The sequence below is a fragment of the Paenibacillus sp. FSL M7-0420 genome, assembly GCF_038002345.1.
GTDB lineage: Bacteria > Bacillota > Bacilli > Paenibacillales > Paenibacillaceae > Paenibacillus_AQ.
In genome coordinates this window covers 5,852,224-5,870,402 of the sequence record NZ_JBBOCJ010000001.1, presented here as the reverse complement: position 1 = coordinate 5,870,402, position 18,179 = coordinate 5,852,224, and the positions used below count along the sequence as shown (strand labels likewise).

The 18,179-nt window shown below is 56.2% G+C and carries 18 protein-coding genes and 1 riboswitch; of the genes, 16 read left to right on the top strand and 2 right to left on the bottom strand.

Features of this window, described 5'->3' with window-relative positions; translation table 11 throughout:
• Positions 1-249: 249 nt before the first annotated feature.
• Genes MKX51_RS25030 through MKX51_RS25015 form a run of 4 tightly spaced genes read left to right on the top strand, consistent with a single transcriptional unit; the run spans position 250 to position 3,597 of the window.
• Positions 250-1,095 carry a glycosyltransferase family 2 protein gene (locus MKX51_RS25030; RefSeq protein WP_340994272.1) on the top strand — a complete coding sequence of 282 codons (846 nt, stop codon included), beginning with the start codon at positions 250-252 and terminating at the stop codon, positions 1,093-1,095.
• The gene (locus tag MKX51_RS25025) at positions 1,092-2,084 is read left to right on the top strand and encodes a glycosyltransferase family 2 protein (RefSeq protein WP_340994271.1); all 993 of its coding nucleotides are present in this window, start codon (positions 1,092-1,094) and stop codon (positions 2,082-2,084) included. The genes MKX51_RS25030 and MKX51_RS25025 overlap by 4 nt, the downstream gene beginning before the upstream one ends.
• Entirely contained in the window at positions 2,081-2,818 is a 738-nt protein-coding gene (locus MKX51_RS25020; RefSeq protein WP_340938380.1) for a glycosyltransferase family 2 protein, read from the top strand. The genes MKX51_RS25025 and MKX51_RS25020 overlap by 4 nt, the downstream gene beginning before the upstream one ends.
• Positions 2,819-2,865: 47 nt before the next feature.
• Entirely contained in the window at positions 2,866-3,597 is a 732-nt protein-coding gene (locus tag MKX51_RS25015) for a sugar phosphate nucleotidyltransferase (protein WP_339250824.1), read from the top strand.
• Positions 3,598-4,513: 916 nt separating this feature from the next.
• Here MKX51_RS25015 and MKX51_RS25010 read toward each other — a convergent pair.
• The gene (locus MKX51_RS25010; protein WP_340994270.1) at positions 4,514-5,038 is read right to left on the bottom strand and encodes a GNAT family N-acetyltransferase; all 525 of its coding nucleotides are present in this window, start codon (positions 5,036-5,038) and stop codon (positions 4,514-4,516) included.
• Positions 5,039-5,310: 272 nt separating this feature from the next.
• On the opposite strand from MKX51_RS25010, the gene MKX51_RS25005 reads away from it, so the two are divergent.
• The 9 genes from MKX51_RS25005 (at position 5,311) to MKX51_RS24965 (ending at position 12,963) form a co-directional block, all read left to right on the top strand.
• A complete protein-coding gene (locus tag MKX51_RS25005; RefSeq protein ID WP_081751236.1) occupies positions 5,311-5,604 on the top strand; it encodes a nucleoside-diphosphate sugar epimerase in 294 nt (97 codons plus the stop codon).
• A 35-nt stretch (positions 5,605-5,639) separates the two neighbouring features.
• Positions 5,640-5,975 carry a hypothetical protein gene (locus tag MKX51_RS25000; RefSeq protein ID WP_036727122.1) on the top strand — a complete coding sequence of 112 codons (336 nt, stop codon included), beginning with the start codon at positions 5,640-5,642 and terminating at the stop codon, positions 5,973-5,975.
• Entirely contained in the window at positions 5,972-6,259 is a 288-nt protein-coding gene (locus tag MKX51_RS24995; protein ID WP_036701531.1) for a hypothetical protein, read from the top strand. Before MKX51_RS25000 ends, MKX51_RS24995 begins: the two co-directional genes overlap by 4 nt.
• 19 nt (positions 6,260-6,278) lie before the next feature.
• Complete coding sequence (locus MKX51_RS24990) at positions 6,279-6,668, top strand: hypothetical protein (protein WP_340994269.1); 390 nt, start codon at positions 6,279-6,281, stop codon at positions 6,666-6,668.
• A gap of 189 nt (positions 6,669-6,857) precedes the next feature.
• The gene (locus MKX51_RS24985) at positions 6,858-7,385 is read left to right on the top strand and encodes a GNAT family N-acetyltransferase (protein ID WP_340994268.1); all 528 of its coding nucleotides are present in this window, start codon (positions 6,858-6,860) and stop codon (positions 7,383-7,385) included.
• 156 nt (positions 7,386-7,541) lie between these two features.
• Positions 7,542-7,640: riboswitch (purine riboswitch) on the top strand.
• Between the two features lie 61 nt (positions 7,641-7,701).
• Positions 7,702-9,039, top strand: a complete 1,338-nt coding sequence (locus MKX51_RS24980; RefSeq protein WP_340938389.1) for a 5'-deoxyadenosine deaminase — start codon at positions 7,702-7,704, stop codon at positions 9,037-9,039.
• 313 nt (positions 9,040-9,352) lie between these two features.
• The gene (locus MKX51_RS24975) at positions 9,353-11,251 is read left to right on the top strand and encodes an LTA synthase family protein (RefSeq protein ID WP_340994267.1); all 1,899 of its coding nucleotides are present in this window, start codon (positions 9,353-9,355) and stop codon (positions 11,249-11,251) included.
• 9 nt (positions 11,252-11,260) lie between these two features.
• Positions 11,261-12,673: a glycan biosynthesis hexose transferase WsfD gene (wsfD, locus tag MKX51_RS24970; RefSeq protein WP_340994266.1), complete on the top strand. Its 1,413-nt coding sequence runs from the start codon at positions 11,261-11,263 to the stop codon at positions 12,671-12,673.
• Between the two features lie 116 nt (positions 12,674-12,789).
• The gene (locus MKX51_RS24965) at positions 12,790-12,963 is read left to right on the top strand and encodes an aspartyl-phosphate phosphatase Spo0E family protein (RefSeq protein ID WP_340938395.1); all 174 of its coding nucleotides are present in this window, start codon (positions 12,790-12,792) and stop codon (positions 12,961-12,963) included.
• A gap of 67 nt (positions 12,964-13,030) precedes the next feature.
• On the opposite strand, the gene MKX51_RS24960 is transcribed toward MKX51_RS24965, so the two are convergent.
• Positions 13,031-13,792: an AAA family ATPase gene (locus tag MKX51_RS24960; protein WP_445322033.1), complete on the bottom strand. Its 762-nt coding sequence runs from the start codon at positions 13,790-13,792 to the stop codon at positions 13,031-13,033.
• 381 nt (positions 13,793-14,173) lie between these two features.
• Between MKX51_RS24960 and MKX51_RS24955 the strand changes: the two genes are divergently transcribed.
• From MKX51_RS24955 to MKX51_RS24945, 3 genes are all read left to right on the top strand, one after another.
• A complete protein-coding gene (locus MKX51_RS24955; RefSeq protein WP_445322032.1) occupies positions 14,174-15,271 on the top strand; it encodes a CgeB family protein in 1,098 nt (365 codons plus the stop codon).
• 32 nt (positions 15,272-15,303) lie between these two features.
• Entirely contained in the window at positions 15,304-16,437 is a 1,134-nt protein-coding gene (locus tag MKX51_RS24950) for a CgeB family protein (protein WP_340994265.1), read from the top strand.
• Between the two features lie 237 nt (positions 16,438-16,674).
• Positions 16,675-18,171 (top strand): glycosyltransferase family 4 protein, encoded by a 1,497-nt coding sequence (locus tag MKX51_RS24945; RefSeq protein ID WP_340994264.1) that lies wholly within the window; start codon positions 16,675-16,677, stop codon positions 18,169-18,171.
• Positions 18,172-18,179: the final 8 nt, after the last annotated feature.

Here is an 18,179-nt window from a genome sequence, read left to right as displayed (position 1 = left end):
ATGACGCTATACATTATCCTACTATTGCTTGCTGCTGAGATAGCTGGTTCCCTTCGATTTCTTCCGGGGCGGGTGGCGGAATGAATCTGCTGATTGGACAAGCAGGGCAGCCGGGCGGAGGCGCATAGCGGCATTTGTCCAATTATCTGCGCTCAGGGAGACACTTGCCGTTACCGGGAGTGGCGGGATACATAGACTATGGTGTAACCCTCAGCCCGGGAGCAGCCCTGTGAAGGAAGGTGGATGAGCATGAAAAGAAAAGGAGCATCTGCCCGCCGCACGGGGCGGCGGGCAGCCCGGACAGCACGGCGGCCGGCGGCAAGGCCGGTACGGCCTGCTGCACTGCCGCCTGCGGTGAATCATCCGCAGCCTGAGGTGTCGGTTATTATTCCGGCCATGAATGAGGCGGCGACGATTGCCGCAGTGATTGCCGGAGCCAGAGGCGTTCATCCCCGCTGTGAGGTTATTGTGATTGTTAACGGTTCTGCGGATCAGACCGCAGATATTGCGCGCTCCTGCGGAGCTAACGTAATTGTGTATGAACAGCCGCTCGGACACGATGTCGGGCGAAGCGTAGGCGCGGCGGCGGCGAAGGGAGCGGTTCTGCTGTTCACAGACGGGGATCTGGTAATCCCCGCCCCGCAGCTGCGTCCCTTCGTGACCGCGGTCAGCGGCGGAGCGGATCTGGCCTTGAATGATTATTCCGGCCCGGTCCGCAGCAGATTTCCGCATCCGGTGGTGTTATCCAAGCATGTGCTGAATCTTCTGCTCGGAAGGTCTGAGCTGAAGGGCTGCTCCTTGACCGCCGTTCCTCATGCGATTAGCCGCAGGGCGCTGGATGTCCTGGGCAGCGGTCTGCTGTCGAGGCCGCCGCTCGCACATGCGCAGGCGGTGCTGGAGGGCCTGGTGGTGAAGGCAGTGCATAACGTGCCTGTGGGCAGGATGAATGCGGTACGCCGGAAGCGCAGCGGCAGTGATCTTCTGCAGGAGGCTATCCTCAGAGACCACCTGGATGCCGTAGCAATGGTGCTGGAACGCAAGGGCGGCCGGGCAGGCTTCGGGGACGGCATCCGGCGAAGGGAGATGGTGAGATGATGGGAGCGCGGGAAGTATCCGTCAGCGGCCGGTCTTCAGCGGGGCGTACTGCGCCTGGAAGCAGCAGCTCTACAGGGCGCGCCGCCAGACGCAGCGCAGTAGTGCGTGGAGGCGCGGCTAAGCGGCGGTCCGCGAAGCGCCGCAACAAGCCTGCGGCGGCGGGCCCTGGCCTCTCCCGCTCCAAGCGGAAGACCGCTTCCGGGCGGAGGGATCTGACCCTGCCGGCATCGCAGGGTTCGCTGTCGGTAATTATCTCGGCCAGGAATGAGGAGCAGACGTTGCCGAAGCTGTTGGAGCAGGTGGAACGCCTGAAGCCGCAAGAAATTATTGTTGTGCTCAATGGATGTAATGACCGCAGCTTTCAGCGGACCCGGCTATGCGCTCAGGCAAGTATAGTGTACATTCCGGAATCTGCCGGACATGATGTGGGACGTTCTCTTGGCGCCAAGCTTAGCCGGGGAGATATCCTGTTGTTTCTGGACGGGGATATGGTGATCTCCGCCGGGCAGCTGTCCTCTTTTGTGGCTGCGGTGGACCGGGGGGTGGATGTGGCGCTCAATGACCTTGATCCGCTCCTGCCCCCCTTCGGGCTAAGTGATGCGGTTACCCGCTGCAAGCTCTACCTGAATCAGGTTCTGGGACGCCCTGAACTTGGAGCAAGCTCCATGACGGCTGTTCCGCATGCCTTATCCCGCCGGGCGCTGGAGAGAATCGGCTACCGCGAGCTGATGGTTCCGCCTCGGGCGCTGGCGCTCTCCATTATGGCCGGGCTGCGGGTGGAGAAGGCCGGAGGGGTGAATGTGATCAAGCAAAACCGGCTGCGACAGGGGAACACGGGAGCCGGCAATGCCATGGAGCAGCTGATTGCCGGTGATCACGCGGAAGCCCTGGTCTGCGTGATTGCCCACCAACAGAGCAGCGGGCAGCTGCCGGCCGAGAATTTGCTGGAGCACCGCCGGCAGATTGCCGCCTGGAGGAACGCGCTATGACACTGACGAGCATTATTATTCCTACGTATAACAGGCTTGGGCTGCTGCGTTCCTGCGTCGAATCGATCAGAGCGCATACCCGGTCCCCCTATGAGATTATTGTAGTGGACAATGCCTCAGATGATGGTACCGAAGCCTACTGCCGCGCCAGCAAGCTGACGTTCATTTCCCTCCCGGAGAACCGCGGTTTTCCGCTGGCCTGCAATATCGGGCTGCAGTTGGCTGCGGGGGAGGAGCTGCTGCTGCTGAACAATGACGTCATTGTGTCGCAAGGCTGGCTGGATAATCTGAAGAGCGCCTTGTACAGTGCCCCCGATATAGGAATTGTCGGACCGGTGACGAATTATGCCAGCGGACGGCAGCAGGTGCAGACCGGCTATACCGATATTGCAGGCTTCCATGCCGAGGCGCTCCGGGCCAATATTCCCGATGCAGCGAAGTGGGTGGAGACCCGAAGGCTTGTAGGTCTGTGCTTTTTATTCAAAAGACAGCTTATGGACGCGATCGGCCTGCTCGATGAACGATTCTCGCCGGGCCATTATGAGGATGACGATTACTGCTACCGTGCCCGGCTGCAGGGATACCGGCTGCTGATTGCCGGAGATTGCCTGGTTCATCATGAAGGCAGCGCCAGCTTCAAGGAGGTCTATTCCGCCTCATTGCAGGAGCTGGTGGAGCGCAACCGCAGGTTTTTTATAGAGAAATGGCAAGTGGACCCGTCGCAGTTCATCTGAGGCCGCTGGCTGAAGGTAAAAGACGTAGAGAAAGAGGAGGAACGTAAGTGAAAGGAGTCATACTGGCTGGCGGAACAGGAACAAGGCTATACCCGCTCACCCGGCTGATGAACAAACATTTGCTTCCGGTCGGCAAATACCCTATGGTGTGCTACGGGATTGAGCGGCTGCGCCAGGGGGGGATCACCGATATTCTCCTGGTCATCAGCAAACAGTCCGCAGGACAGTACACTGACTTTTTGGGCAGCGGCGCGGAATTCGGCGTATCGCTGACTTACAAAATCCAGGAGGCGGCAGGCGGCATCGCGGAAGCGCTGGAGCTGGCGGAAGGATTCATCCTGCCGGGAGAACGGTTTGTCGTGCTGCTGGGGGATAATCTGTTCAAGGATAGTCTGGAGCCTTACGTGAAGAGTTATCTGCAGCAGCCGGCGGGGACCGCGAAGGTGCTCCTGAAGCCTGTCGAGGATGCGCGCAGATACGGGGTTCCGGTGTTTGACAGCGCCGATGCCTCCCTGATTGCTTACATTGAAGAGAAGCCGGAGCAGCCGAAGACAAAATTCTGTGTTACAGGCATATATATGTACGATGAAGCAGTATTCGATATCATCCGCCGGATTTCACCTTCCAGAAGAGGCGAGCTGGAGATTACCGATGTGAACAACCTGTATGCTGCCGAGCGCAAGCTGAGCTACGATGTGCTGCAAGGCTGGTGGAGTGACGCGGGAACCTTCCAGTCTCTGCGCGAAGCCGGAGATAAGCTGAGAGATACGCTGCCCTGAGGGGCGGCGTTTTTTTGGAAATAGAAGAAATTATATGCTTCACACGATAACTTATCCTTCTATTTCTCGCCGAAACGGTACTGTCCATTAAAAGGACGGCAAAGCCGTTTCCGCTTGGTGGGGGCGATTAATGTAGGGCGGCGGAGAGGTGGGGAAGGCGAGGTAGAGAGAAGGGGGAAGGGAATAGTAATTAGTTGGTCTACATAGGAAGAGATTGAGGATGGCAGGAAACTTGAGTGGTCAAAGGTAACTAAAGGGATAAATCCCTCTGAATTCGCTAGAAGTGGGCTGGAATAAAAGGGATAAATCCCTCTGAATTCGCCGGGAATGGGCTGGCGGCTGGAATGAGAGGGATAATTCCCTCTGAATTTGCCGGGAATGGGCTGGCGGCTGGAATGAAAGGGATAAATCCCTCTGAATTCGCTAGAAGTGGGCTGGAAGCTGGAATGAAGTGTACAAATACACTTGAATCCGGAGAAAGTTGGCGTTCGGCGGAAATGAAGAGCACAAATACACTTGAATCCGGAGAAAGTTGGCGTTCGGCGGAAATGAAAAGCACAAATACACTTGAATCCGGCAAAATTCGGGGTTGGGCGGAAATGAGGCACAAATGCCCCTGAACCCGCCGCCAGCGGGCGCAGGGATCCAAAGTCGTTCGAGCTGCCCTGATGGGCAGTGCAGCAGCCAGCTCATCGCCGCCAGCATGCAGCCTCAGCTTAACGTCTTCAGCTCATCGCCGCCAGCTTACAGCCTCAGCTTAACGTCTTCAACTTATCGTCACCAGCTAGCAGTCTCAGCTAAGCGTCTCTACTTATTGCCCAAGCATGCAGCCACCAGCATATCGTTCGCAGCATATCGCCCCAGCTAGCAACCTTCAGCTCAACGCCCTCAGCTAAACGTCTTCAGCATATCGCCATCAGTAACTGGCTGGACGGGCGATTCGCCACCAGAACAAATCCTCGGTCTCGCGGTACAGCTCTGCATCCAGGTGCTGCAGGACACGGTGGGAGGCGAGGTTGTCCTTCTCGGTATCTGCAGTGACCCAGCGTGCGCCGGGATGGCTGAAGATCCAGGCGGTGATCTGCCGCAGCGCTTCTATGGCATAGCCTTGGCCCCGGTATCTCTCGTCCAGGACATAACCAACGATGACCTCCCCTTGCTCGTTCGGGCGGCCTTTGAGAATCAGGAAGCCGATGAGCTGCCGCTGCTCCCGGTGGATGATGGCCCACATGGTCAGCCAGCAATAGTTCTCTTCATCCTGTAGTACCTTCGCATGCCTGACCCGCAGCGCATAGCGCATCTCTTCATCGTCCATCAGGGTTGCGGTTGCCGTCACGTTCAGGCCCAGCGCCTGCTCCAGCCCGGCGTAATTCTCTAAGGCCAAAGCCAGTTCGGATGCGCTTAGAGGAGATAGGTCCAGGTGTTCACCTGTAAGTTTCATAGATTGCCTCCAGTTCTAATGCGGGTACATAGATGCGGACATACACCATTAGGAAGTATTTTCAGCCAAGCATAGTCTGCCGTCCTGTTCCTTGTCAATATGCTCCAGCTTGCAGCATTCTCCTTACCTTGAAGCGGAAGCGGACACGGGGATTCGAACGTTGAAATTAATGGTCATCTTGCGGCATGTCCCAGCCCAACTTGCGGCGCTTCTCCGGCACCGTCAAGGCGGATGCCGCATATGCTGTAGCAGGGCGTTTGAGCAAAGGAGACATGAAGGTGCAGAGTAAAATTACAAAAGTCCTGCAGCACATGGCCCATACGCACGAACAAATGGCACGGATTCTCGACGCCGAACGCCACGTAGCCGTCCGTATGTCGCAAATAGTTCACGATCTGCCGGATGCGGACCCTGATTTCGGCGGATTCAGTGGGCTGGTGGAAAGCTCAGGCCAAGTCAACAAAAATATCATTGCTTATCTCAATGCACTTGCTGATCTCGAAGAGGCGATGGCTGAGGGAGTAGGCAGGGTAATCAAGGAATTAAACGGTCAGGAAGAAGAGTAGAAAAACGTCGTGTAACTTGAGCAAGGAGGCGGAGGATGAGCAGAGAAAAGGCATATCTGCAAATGCTGGAGTCGACCGCTGCCATCCAGTGGAACATCGCGATGATTCTCGAGGCCAAAGCGGTGGAAGCGGAAAAAGTGAAGCAGTGGACCCATCATCACATCCACGCTAGAGCGTTCGACTCCCACGAAGACCAGTTGAAGGAATCCATCTCTATTCACGAGGTAATCGTGGAAATGGTAGAGGGGCTGACGAAGCTGGAGAACGGGCTGTACAGCAACCTGAAGGCGGTGCTGGGCAGCGGGGAAGACGAGGGCGGCGATTTCGGCGGGGATGGCGAGGGCTTCAGCTTCGGGGACGACAGCAAATGAGCGGCGGGCTGCTCTCCGAACATGCCGTCAAGCTGGAGATGATCCGCTCGATCGCCCGCAGCCAGGCAGCGCTTGCAGCCATCCTCGAGAGTATTGCTGAAGTGACGGGGCAATCGGAGCTGACAGCCCGCAAGCTGAGCGACAATATCAGGATTCTTAGCGGATACCAGAGTTCGATGTGCCGGATGATATCCGGTATTTCGCTGCATGAGCCCAAAGAAGGAGTGCCTGCAGCCCCCTGGCTGAGCAAGGTCTGCTCAGAGGGGACCGCCAGAAGTAGATGAAGTACAGGAGGCGTAGATGATGAAGAGAAAGAGACTGGGCAAGCTTGGTTCCACGGGCAAGGGCAAGAGACGCAGACCGCTGCTGTCGCGGAAGACACGGATACGCAAAGGTCCCGGACGCAAATCGCGCAAGGGTCTGCCCGGTAAGCTGGGGAAGAAATCCCTGCTGCTGCGCAAAAAAAGAAGGCTCCGCCGCCGGTTGCGCAGGGTGCGCGCTGTGCAGGTCATACCGGCAATCGAAACACCATTGGTGCCGCAGGTGATTCCGCTCCCCCCGGATCTGGGCGTCCCGCCGGAACTGCCGCCGGGAGACGCCTATCAGCAGGGCTACACCGAAGCATACAACGTGGGGTTCGACGCCGGTTTCGCCAAGGGCTTCGAGGACGGGCATAAGCTGGAGCTTGGCTGACAGAGCCGCAGGAACAGTAGCGGACCAGGGCTGCGGTTATATAGGGGCTGGCGCATATTGCGCCGCCCCTATAGCACATGGGGAACTTTGGGATAAGACGGGCTCTCGGAATTTCCGGCCGGATATGGTAGACTTCTTAACAGAATCTTTACCGGGGTCACTATTCAGGCAGGAAAGCGGGGAACACACATGATAGGGAATGAGATACGAAGAGCGCGGAGTGAGGAAATCCAGGAGATCATGGATCTGATTTCCAAATGTGTACAAGTTATGCAGGCAGGCGGAAGCGATCAATGGGATGAAGGGTACCCTAACCGAGAAGTCATTAGTGAAGATATCGGTAAGGGAACCTTATTTGTCTGCCTGGAGAATGAGGCGATTGCCGGGATTCTTGTGCTGGATGAGAACCAGGCGGAGCAGTATGCAGGCATTGAATGGGAACAGCAGCAGGGGCCGCATCTGATCATGCACCGGCTTGCGGTACATCCCGAGATTCAGGGGAGAGGAATTGCCCGGCGGCTGATCGCCTTTGCTGAGGAATTCGCCCGCAGCAGCGGCTATAGAAGCATCCGGCTTGATACATATGCGAAGAATTACAGGGTGCTTAAGCTGTATCCTTCGCTCGGATATTCGCAGAGAGGCGAGATTTGTTTTCCCGGCCGTACCGCTGCTTTTCCGGTGTTTGAGAAGGTGCTGCCAGATAATATGGAGAGATGATTTCTGCTTAAGTGAGTTAACATTACATTGAAGGCTGATTTTCTGTGATAAAAATGTTTATTCATGCCCTGAACTCACTTTATTAAATGTTTGTGTTAACTTTAATAACTCTTGTTGACAGGTAAGTTGTCTTTGGACTATGATGGGATTATTCATAAGCAATGGAATAGTCCTTTTCGTATATCCTTAATAATTGGTTTAAGGGTCTCTACCGGGAACCGTAAATTTCTGGCTACGAAAATATGCTGAGGCATATTTTTGTGGCCTTTTTGTGTTACAGGCAGCCGGACATCAACAAGACTAGGGGGAAAAGACAATGGCGAATATCCTGATCAAGCATGCGGAGATTATTACGATGAACAAGCAGGAGGACATTATATATGGCGATATCCGTATCAAGGGCGATCTGATTGTGGAAATCGGCACCGGTCTTGAAGGGATTGGGGATGAACTTGTCATAGACGCTAAGAACCGGACGGTTATTCCCGGCTTCATCCAGACGCATATTCATCTGTGCCAGACGCTGTTCCGCGGCAAAGGGGATGATCTGGAGCTGATGGACTGGCTGCGTAAGCGGATCTGGCCGCTGGAAGCGGCGCATGACGAAGAATCGCTATACTATTCCGCCATGCTCGGCATTGGGGAGCTGATTACCAGCGGCACAACGACCATCGTGGATATGGAGACGGTACATCATACGGATTATGCCTTCCAGGCGATTGCGAAGAGCGGTATCCGCGCCTTGTCAGGGAAGGTCATGATGGACCGGAAGAACCCTGAGGCACCGGCGGCTCTGCAGGAGGAGACGGCGGCTTCGCTGCAGGAGAGTGTGGATCTGCTGGAGAAATGGAACGGATATGCGAATGGCCGGATTCAGTATGCTTTTTCTCCGCGGTTTGTCATTTCTTGTACGGAGCCGCTGCTGCGGGAGGTGCAGAGCCTCTCGGCCCGTTACGGGGTGAAGGTGCATACCCATGCTTCCGAGAATCTGGGCGAGATCGAGCTTGTGCAGGCGATGACCGGTATGCGCAATGTCGTCTATCTGGATCACCTGGGGCTGGCTAACGAACGTCTGATTCTGGCTCACTGTGTCTGGCTGGATGAGCAGGAAAAGCGGATTCTGCGGGACCGCGGTGTTCATGTCAGCCACTGCCCGGGCTCGAACCTCAAGCTGGCCTCCGGCATTGCCGATACGCCTGGTATGTTACATGACCATATTCACCTCAGCCTGGGTGCAGACGGCGCGCCCTGCAACAATAACCTGGATATGTTCAACGAGATGCGTCTGGCAGCAGTCATCCAGAAGCCCGCGCATGGCCCGGTTACGATGGATGCCCGGAGCGTCTTTCGGATGGCGACCATCGGAGGCGCGAAGGCGGTGGGGATGGAGGATCAGATTGGCAGCATCGAGGTCGGCAAGAAGGCAGATCTGGCTATCCTTAATCTCTATAATTTCCATACCTTCCCCTCCTATGATGTGGACCCGATCTCACGGATTGTCTACTCGGCCACCCGTGCCGATGTGGAGACAACGATGGTTGACGGTGAGATTCTCATGCACACAGGGCTGCTGAAGACCATCGACAAGGAAGTCGTGCTTCATGAAGCGAACCTTTCCATTAAAAGACTGCTGGGCAGCGCGCGGCTATCCTGAGCGGTAGGGGCTCCAACGCCAGTTGTTCCAGTCAAACTGACTATAGTAACCGGAGGCATGATTGCGGCCTGGCCCAGAAGCATCTTAGATTCAAACTGTAGACTTGCAGGGGACTTTGCGCCTCTGCTTTTTTTTTTGTCTGGATATTGATAATAACCATAATGAACCTTTTCTCCCGCTCAGTTGTTTAATAGGGTGGCCCTCTTTTGATTCCCTCTACAAGTATTGCTATACTAGAGCAACGTGAGCTTTTTACAGAAATAAGGAATTGTTTTTACACCACTATTAATGAAGAGAGTAAGAGGGGATTGCAATGAGAGAGGGCAAACCTGCGTCTGCGCAGGCTCATTTCTATATCGTGGCGGGACTGCTGTGGCTGAAGCTGCTGCTGCTGAGAGGGCTGTTCTTTGACCGGATTGCCTGGGAGTGGATCGCTGCGGATCTGGCGCCGGTACTCCTGCTGCTCGGTGTGCTGGCTATAATTACGCCCCGGCGGATGAGAAAAGGGGTCTTCTGGAGCTTCAATGGGCTATTGTCGCTGCTGCTCTTCGCGGCCAGTGTGTACTTCAATCACTTCGGATCGGTGCCTACCTATCTGGCGCTCTATGAGCTGAACCAGGTGTTTCAGGTCAAAGAGAGTGTGGAATCTACGATTGAGTGGGTTGATTATCTGTTTTTTGCCGATCTAATCATAGTGATGGTCTATTCGCTGTTCCGCAGATGGAAGAGGGGGCCTGCACGGTGGCAGCGAGTCAGCCAGCCTGCTCGCAGAACCCGGAGCATCTATCTGGTGGTGCTGCTGGTGGCAATCATTGGAGGCGGCTCGCTGTCGGCGTATTCGATTCATTCGGCCCGGGGAATTACCAATGAGCTGGTCCAGGCGGAGACGGCCGGATTCCTGAATTATGAGGTGGTGGCAGCGATCAAGGCCCGGGAGGATAACGGCCTCATCGGGACCGGTGATATTCAGGAGACGATAGCCAAGGTGCAGGCACTGGAGGCTACCTATCCATACAAGGCTGTGACAAGCGGACTGCCAGAGCATTTCGGATCGCAAAAAGGGAAAAACGTCATCATCATCCAACTGGAGGCGTTCCAGAATTTCCCGCTGCACCAGTCACTGGAGGGTCAGGAGCTGACTCCGGTGCTGAATGGACTGGCCGCAGAGGGCTTCTACTTCCCGCATGTGTACCAGCAGGTAGGTCCGGGCAATACCTCGGATGCGGAATTCATGAGCAACACCTCGATCTATCCGATTGCTTCGCTGGCCATGTCCACAGGCTTCGGGGACCGGGAGCTGCCGGGACTGCCCCGCCTTTTGCGGGATAAGGGGTATGAGGCGTACACGTTCCATGTGAACAAGGTGGGCTTCTGGAACCGGAATGAGCTGTATCCGGCGCTTGGCTTCAACGGCTACTATGACAAAGGCTCCTTCAAGAATGACCATTTCAATTCGTTCGGGGCTTCCGATGAGCAGCTCTATGCTACTGCCGTGGAGAAGCTGTCGGTGCTGCATCAGAAGGGTACGCCTTTCTACGCCCAGCTGGTGACAGCCTCCAGCCATCATCCGTTCAAGGTGCCGGACAGCTTCCGTCGTCTTCAGGTACCGGACAAGCTTCAGGGCACGATGCTGGGCGATTATCTGAGCGCGGTGAACTATACGGATTATGCGATAGGCACGCTGATTGACGGATTGAAGCAGCAGGGGATGTGGGAGGATACCGTACTGGTGCTGTACGGTGACCATTTCGGTCTGCAGCCGAAGGACGTCCCGGCGGAGCAGGTGGAGGACGCGCTGGGCATCAAGTATGATGACCGGATCAGCCGGTTCAACATTCCGCTCGTGATCCACGTGCCCGGTATGAAGCAGGGACAGGTTGTGGAGCGGACCGGCGGACAGCTGGATGTGCTGCCGACGGTAGCCAATCTGCTCGGGGTATCGCTGAAGGACGAAAAGTTCACAGCGTTCGGGCATGATTTGCTGAATGTGGACCGCAACGTGGTGGGCATGCGCTATTATTTGCCGACAGGCTCATTTTTTAATGATGAAGTGTTGTTTGTGCCCGGTAAGAGCTTCTCGGACGGTGAGGCGGTCTCGCTGGATACGCATGAGCCGGTGAAGGATTTCAGTGCCTATCAAAGCGATTACGACTATATCCTGAAGCTGATGGGCTTATCTGATGAATATGTGAAGCTGCTTCCGCAGCGTTAGGAGGATTTTATGAAAAGACTATGGAAACCCGAGTACCTCATCTCGCTGGCCGGCGCTGTGCTGATCCTCTATCTGCTGTTCGTGCGGCCCTTCACAGGCGTTGCCGATAACGGCGATTTCCTGCGGATGATGAATACGGTCGGACTGAATTATTTTGATGCCGGGGAGGACTATGCCGACCGCTTCTTCAGCTACAGTCATTCTAAGTTTGCTTATGATGATCTGTTCAAGGGCTTCTATCCGTCCTCGCAAATTTTGCTGGTGCTGGTGCCAAGGCTGCTTGCGGGTTTATTTCACGGCAGCTACTTCGATATCCGTCTTCTAGCAGTTGTATATGCAGTGCTGCTGCTGGCTGCCACGTGGATGATCGTCAAGCTGGGCGCGAAGAGCTCCTATGCCACAGGTCTGCTGCTGGGTGCGGGAATGCTGTTTGTATTCTACGATATCGGCTATCTGGCCTATTTCAACTCCCTGTTCGGCGAACCCGTATCGATGGTCTTCATGCTGCTTACATTCGCCCTGGGTCTGAGGCTTACCGGGCAGGAGCAGCCGTCCTCGAAAGGGCTGGTATTATTTTTCATTGCCGTGCTATTTCTGGTCTGCTCCAAAATCCAGAATGCCCCCGTCGGCCTCGCCTTCGCGCTGATCTTCCTGCGTCTGCGGACGCTGAATGGAACAGGCAGCTGGCGCAAGCTGGCGCTTAGCTTAGGGGTGGCCACGGCGCTGGTATCAGTGGTCCTGTATGTGACTGCGCCGAAGGAGCTTAAGCATATCAACCTGTACCAGACGGTGTTCTTCGGCATTCTGAATGAGTCTCCGGATGTTCGCGGGGATCTGCGTGATCTGGGATTGCCGGAGCGGCTGGAGGTGCTGGCCGGCACGAATTATTTCCAGGGGGATACGGCGATCAAGCAGGATGATCCATCGCTGGGCCCGGATTTCTATGACCGTGTATCGCATAAGGATGTGCTATTCTTTTATATGAAGCATCCCGGCCGGTTAATAGAGAATATGAAGTATGCGGCTGCTAACAGCATGTCCATCCGTCCCTACTATCTCGGAAGCTATGAGAAAAGCGAAGGCAAGCCTGCAGGCGCGGTAGCGGGAATGTACAGCGGGTGGAGCGAGCTCAAGAACAAGCATCTGCCCCATTCCCTCGGATTCCTGGCGATTTTCTACCTGGTGTATTACGCCGGACTGCTCTATCAATACTTCCGTACGCGGGAGGCGGCAGGGCGGATTGCCGGAGAATTGATGATGCTGCTGGGACTGATCGGGCTGTTCTCGTTCCTGGTTCCGATCCTCGGTGACGGGCGCGCGGATATCGGCAAGCATCTGTTCCTGTTCAATGTCTGCTTCGATATGATGGCGGTAGCGATGCTGGGCTGGACGCTGCATAAGCTGACGAAGCTGCTGAAATAACTTATCATGTCAAACCCTTAATTGACCCCTAGCGGATTATAGAATACAATGTGTTTGGAACTTTAGTAAAAGAGTGGAAATGGCTTGATACAGCCTCATCCTATAAGGGGGCCGCTATGGGGAATGACGAATACAAGAATAAGATCGAACAGGCAAGACAGGAACTGAACAAACTGGCCTTGGAGTACGGGATGCAGGATGTCCGGGTACTCCGCCAATCGGTGAAGCTGGATGCGCTTCTGAACGAATACAGTGATTGTAATACGGAGAAGGATGATCAGCTTTATTAGAGAAATACAGAGCAGCTATGCCAATTCAAGAGACATCTCGGGCGTTCAACGCCTTGAGGTGTCTTTTTTAATCTCCCAGCAGCTCGCGGAGCATCTTCTGCCGGTCGGTCATGAAGGCGCGGGTGACCGTATAATGCTCCGTGTCTTCCAGCGCAACAGGCGTAATGCTCTCTCCCTCCAGCAGGAGAATCTCCGCACCCGGATAGGACATCAGAATCGGGGAGTGGGTGGCGATGATGAACTGGGAATTCTGCTCAGCCAGCTCATGCATCCGCGCCAGCAGAGACATTTGCCGTACAGGAGACAAGGCCGCCTCGGGCTCATCCAGGATATAGAGGCCCTGTCCGCTGAAGCGGTGAACGAACGTGGAGAAGAAGGATTCTCCATGAGACTGCTCATGCAGCGAGCTTCCTCCATAGGAGTCTTTAATCAGATTGCCTGCGTCCGGCTCTTCATCCAACTCATCGATATAAGAAGCCACGTTGTAATAGCTCTCCGCACGCAGGAAAAAGCCGTCCTTCGGCCGCCGTACCCCTCTGGCAATCCGCAGGTATTCATACAGGCTTGAATGCGAGGCATGGGTATTGAATGAGAAATTCAGCGTCCCTCCTTCCGGATTGAATCCCCAGGCAGCAGCAAGGCCCTCCAGCAAGGTAGACTTCCCGCTACCGTTCTCCCCTACAAGAAAAGTGACCTGCTTCTGAAAAGCAAGCCGTTCCAAGGTTCTTACCACCGGCAGATGAAACGGATAGCTTCCGAAGGAAGGGACCGCATCGCGCAGCAGCTCGACATGGCGGAGGTACAGCATAGGACCATAGATTGAACTCATATCTCAATTCCTCCTCGAAAGGTGATGCCTCTAATTGTAGATGATCCCCGGGGTCCCTGCAAAGTACTTGAGTAAGCTTCAGAGTCTGGCCTCACTTTGTGGGGCTGTTATGGGGTCCCCGCAAAGTACTTGAATAAGCTTCAGAGTCTGGCCTCACTTTGTGGGGTTGTTATGGGGTCCCCGCAAAGTACTTGAGTAAGCATCGGAGTGCAGAGCATGCACTTGCATGGACAAGAGTGGATGAATTCTGTAGAGGTTCGGGCCAAGCGGGCGAAAGACCGGGGGGCATATGCCAATTTCGGCGTGATACAGACAGATGTCCATGAGGCGGATGCTGACTCCGCATATAGTACTACTGTCTTGAGAATATAACGGGGCAGGGTGAAGGCCGTGAAAACAAAAAAGAGAGGCGGGCTTCCACGGGATTACCGGGATGGCTATCTGCAAGGGTACCATCTCGGCCTGTGCGAAGCCGTGAAGCGCCTGAATACTCCTGAAGTGGGAGAACGCCAGCCGTTAAAACTGATGTATGTTCCCCAGGGGTTTCAGGCCATCGATGCGGGAGTCGCAGAAGCGCTGCGGCTGCTGGTAAGCGAGCTGATCATCTGTCCTCCGGAAACTATGCTGGAGGTGGCATCGCGCGAATTGCCTGAGGCGGTGCTGGTGATGAACGGGCTGCATGTATTTCCGGAGAATCATCTGGAACAAATTACGGCAATAAGACAGCTGGGTATCCCGGCGGCGATCTGGTTTGTGGATGATCCTTATTTCACCGAGGACACATCCGTCATCTGCCGGCATTACGATTATGTGTTCACGCATGAACTGGGCTGTGTGGAATTCTACCGTTCGCTGGGGACGGCATCTGTGCATTACCTTCCGCTGTGCGTCAACCCCCAGATGTTCTACCCGCGCCACACCGGACCGCAATATCACTATGATGTCGTGTTCATCGGCAACGCCTTCCGCAACCGTACGGAGCTGTTCGATGAACTGGTCCCCTTCCTGCGTGGAAAGAAGGTGCTGATCGCCGGCGGGTTCTGGGAGCGGCTGGCCCACTTCGAGGAGCTGTCTCCGTACATCCGGGAGGGCTTCATCCCGCCGGAGGAGACAGCCAATTATTACAGCGGCGCGAAGCTGGTCATTAATATCCACCGGCCCTGGGAGGGAGGGATGGATAACCGGAATACGTTCCAGCTTCCGTCCCTCTCCATTAATCCCCGGACCTATGAGGTCAGCGCCTGCGGGACGATGCAGCTGACCGATATCCGGCAGGATCTGGATATTCACTACAAGCCGGGCCGGGATCTGGAGACCTTCGCTTCTGCCGATGAGCTGAAGCGCAAAATTGATTATTACCTGAAGCACGACAAGGAGCGCCGGCAGTATGCGCTGCGGGGACTGCAGACCACGCTGCGCCGGCATACCTTTACTTCGCGTCTGCCTCATTTACTGGGTGTTCTTACTTCAAGAGGGTGAATTTCATTATGGATCAAAAGGAGCGAATACTCATGAACAACGAATTTATTATGCCTGCCCCGCCGTTGCCGAGAACCCCTGCGGAGGAAGAGAAGCTGCGGGGACGTCTGACCGGCTTCAAAGGAGGCTATGACGAAGGATATCTGCGGGGACGTCTGGCCGTTCTGGACGGACGCCCGGAGGAGCCGCAGCCGGTAAGGAATATCCATGTGATGTACGTGGCTTCAGGCAAGGGCTATCCGTATTCACCGCTGGATGATGCCGTGCTCTTCGCGCTGCAGCGGTTAACGGTTCAGGTCACGATTACTGATGTGCGGCAGAATCTGGTGGAGCTGGCTTCTGCCCAGCGTCCCGACCTCGTGCTGGTGCTGGATGGTCTGGATTTACCGCTGGAGCAGGTGGCTATTCTGCGGGGCCAGGGCATTAAGACCGCGATCTGGCTGACCGATGATCCGTATTACACCGATTTCACAATGAAGATTGTGGCTCACTATGACTATGTATTCACACTGGAGCGTAATTGCGTAGAGATCTACCGCGGCCTTGGCTGCACGGAGGTCCACTATCTGCCCTTTGCCGCACACCGTGAGCATTACCGTCCGACTACCGGACGTTCGCCGGTCAGCCGGGATGTCAGCTTCATCGGGTCTGCCTACTGGAACCGGATTAATTTCTTCCGCGATATTATGCCGGAGCTGATGAGCTATAACACGGTCATTAACGGAATCTGGTGGGACCGGTTGCCGGAAGCGCCGCTCTATGGCGACCGGATTGAGATCGGCAAATGGATGTCCCCCCAGGAGACGGCTGTAGCCTACAGCGGCTCGAAGATTGTGATTAACCTTCACCGCTCGCACATTGACGATGCAGTCAACAACAACGCACTGTATATTCCAGCCGTATCGCCGAATCCGCGTACGTTCGAGATTGCTGCCAGCGGCACGCTGCAGCTCAGCGATGCCCGTGACGATCTCGGCTCCTTCTACAAGGTGGGCGAAGAGATCGACACCTTCTCCAGCTCTCGCGAGCTGATGGACAAAATCCAGTATTATCTGACGCATGAGGAAGAACGCCGGGAGATGTCCCTCCGCGCCTTCGAGCGGACGCTCAGGGATCATACGTATACCAGACGCCTTAGTCAGCTGCTCACTATTATTTACGGGTAAGCCAGCAGGGCAATCGTAGAACAGGCTGTCAGCAAATGTGCGTATCACAGGGGACAGGTGTCGTGCCGGCAGCTGTGCCCCCTCAATATACTGGAGTACCGGGCAGAGATGTTAGCCTGTCAGCTAATATACCCGTCCCAAGCAGGAGCACTGCTGAGTGATAGTAGATTGTGTGCATTCAAAATTAGGAGGTGAATGGCTGCTCCACAGCCCTTCGCAGGGGAGCGCCGAGACACCATGGCCGACAAAGCGACGATCGTCCTCTTTTCCCATGTCTCCAACACGCGCAGTATTACGGGTGCGGAGAAGCTGCTGTTATTCTTCAGCCGGGAGCTGTCTCCTTACTTCAATTGTATCCTCGTAGCCCCGCAGGACGGGAAGCTGACACAGCTGGCCCGGAGCTACGGCCTTCAAGTCCGGCTGATGTCTATTCCGCTGGTCTATGGAGTGTACACTCCCTATGCCGGTCTTCCGGCAGATATCCGCAAGCTGCAGGAGGGCCGGGAATATCATGAGCTGACTCACTGGCTTGCGGAGCTTCGTCCGTCCTTCGTGATCACCAGCACCTGTGTGCATGCCCTGCCGCCAATCGCGGCGAAGTCAATGGGCATACCCGTGATCTGGAAGATTTCGGAGACCATTACAGACAACGAGTTCACCCCGGTCAGCGTAGAGCTGATCCACAACAACAGCGATGAGATTCTGGCGATTTCACAGACAGCGGCAGCGTGCTTCCCCGAGGAGATCCGCGATAGCAAGGTGACCCAGCTTCCTCCGTCATGGAGCGACGCGGATTTGATGTTCGAGGCCTGGAGCAAGCTGCGCGGGGAACGGCGGAGTGAGCTGAAGATCGCCCCGGGGGACCCGCTGATCGGCTATGTCTCTTCCTTCATTAATAAGGAGAAGGGGCTGGAGCATTTCGTCAAGATGGCGGTTCTGGTGCATGAGCAGCATCCGGCTGCCCGCTACCTTGTAGTGGGGACTCCCGGGGATAAAAGCTACTATGAGCGCTGTGTCCGCAAGGTGAAGCTGGAGGGTCTGACCTCACGCTTCCGGTTTGTCGGGTACGAAGAATGTCTGCCGGCCGCTTACTGCGCGATGGATCTGCTTGTTGTCCCCAGCCTGATCCGGGAAGGCTTCGGCATGACGGCCCTGGAGGGCTACGCCTTCAGCAAGCCGGTTGTCGCTTATGATTCCGGCGGCCTGCGGGAGATTCTGGACGCCGCAGGCTGCGGCGAGCTGCTCGTGCCTGCGGGAGACATGGATGCGCTGGCCGGGCGGGTGAACGCGCTGCTGGCCGACCAGGCGATGGCGGCCGGCATTGGCCGGCAGGCGCGGGAGCGCATCGAGGCCGTCTACGGCCCGGCGGCTTACCGCGCCCGGCTGCAAGGCTTAGCGGAGAGGTGGCATCTCCGCTACTGCCTCCAGCCGCCACAGCTCATCGGCGGCCCGGAAGCCCCGCCCGCAGCTGTGCCAGCGGGCGGGAAGAGCGCCCCCGCGGCACAGCCGACGCGGGGCAAGACCGGACGCCGCGCCGCACGGCTGCGGGCCGCGAAGCTGCGGCGCGGCAGGCTGCGCCGCGCCAAGTCCCGGAGCGGCGCGGCGGGAACGCGCCCGCGCCGTAAGAAGCGCGCAGCAGGCTCCGCGCGCCGTCGGGCCGGTAGCGGCGGCAAGAAGCGCCGCGCGGGCCAGGCCGGAAGCCGCCGGAGCAAGCGGCGGCGTAAGGCATCCTGAGCAGCCTG

What these genes read in the sequence shown, in the direction of transcription:
- MKX51_RS25030 (WP_340994272.1), top strand. Translation starts at nt 250, where the DNA reads ATGAAAAGAAAAGGAGCATCTGCCCGCCGCACGGGGCGGCGGGCAGCC.
- MKX51_RS25025 (WP_340994271.1), top strand. Translation starts at nt 1,092, where the DNA reads ATGATGGGAGCGCGGGAAGTATCCGTCAGCGGCCGGTCTTCAGCGGGG.
- MKX51_RS25020 (WP_340938380.1), top strand. Translation starts at nt 2,081, where the DNA reads ATGACACTGACGAGCATTATTATTCCTACGTATAACAGGCTTGGGCTG.
- MKX51_RS25010 (WP_340994270.1), bottom strand. Translation starts at nt 5,038, where the DNA reads ATGAAACTTACAGGTGAACACCTGGACCTATCTCCTCTAAGCGCATCC.
- MKX51_RS25005 (WP_081751236.1), top strand. Translation starts at nt 5,311, where the DNA reads ATGAAGGTGCAGAGTAAAATTACAAAAGTCCTGCAGCACATGGCCCAT.
- MKX51_RS25000 (WP_036727122.1), top strand. Translation starts at nt 5,640, where the DNA reads ATGAGCAGAGAAAAGGCATATCTGCAAATGCTGGAGTCGACCGCTGCC.
- MKX51_RS24995 (WP_036701531.1), top strand. Translation starts at nt 5,972, where the DNA reads ATGAGCGGCGGGCTGCTCTCCGAACATGCCGTCAAGCTGGAGATGATC.
- MKX51_RS24990 (WP_340994269.1), top strand. Translation starts at nt 6,279, where the DNA reads ATGAAGAGAAAGAGACTGGGCAAGCTTGGTTCCACGGGCAAGGGCAAG.
- MKX51_RS24985 (WP_340994268.1), top strand. Translation starts at nt 6,858, where the DNA reads ATGATAGGGAATGAGATACGAAGAGCGCGGAGTGAGGAAATCCAGGAG.
- MKX51_RS24980 (WP_340938389.1), top strand. Translation starts at nt 7,702, where the DNA reads ATGGCGAATATCCTGATCAAGCATGCGGAGATTATTACGATGAACAAG.
- MKX51_RS24975 (WP_340994267.1), top strand. Translation starts at nt 9,353, where the DNA reads ATGAGAGAGGGCAAACCTGCGTCTGCGCAGGCTCATTTCTATATCGTG.
- wsfD (WP_340994266.1), top strand. Translation starts at nt 11,261, where the DNA reads ATGAAAAGACTATGGAAACCCGAGTACCTCATCTCGCTGGCCGGCGCT.
- MKX51_RS24965 (WP_340938395.1), top strand. Translation starts at nt 12,790, where the DNA reads ATGGGGAATGACGAATACAAGAATAAGATCGAACAGGCAAGACAGGAA.
- MKX51_RS24960 (WP_445322033.1), bottom strand. Translation starts at nt 13,792, where the DNA reads ATGAGTTCAATCTATGGTCCTATGCTGTACCTCCGCCATGTCGAGCTG.
- MKX51_RS24950 (WP_340994265.1), top strand. Translation starts at nt 15,304, where the DNA reads ATGAACAACGAATTTATTATGCCTGCCCCGCCGTTGCCGAGAACCCCT.
- MKX51_RS24945 (WP_340994264.1), top strand. Translation starts at nt 16,675, where the DNA reads ATGGCCGACAAAGCGACGATCGTCCTCTTTTCCCATGTCTCCAACACG.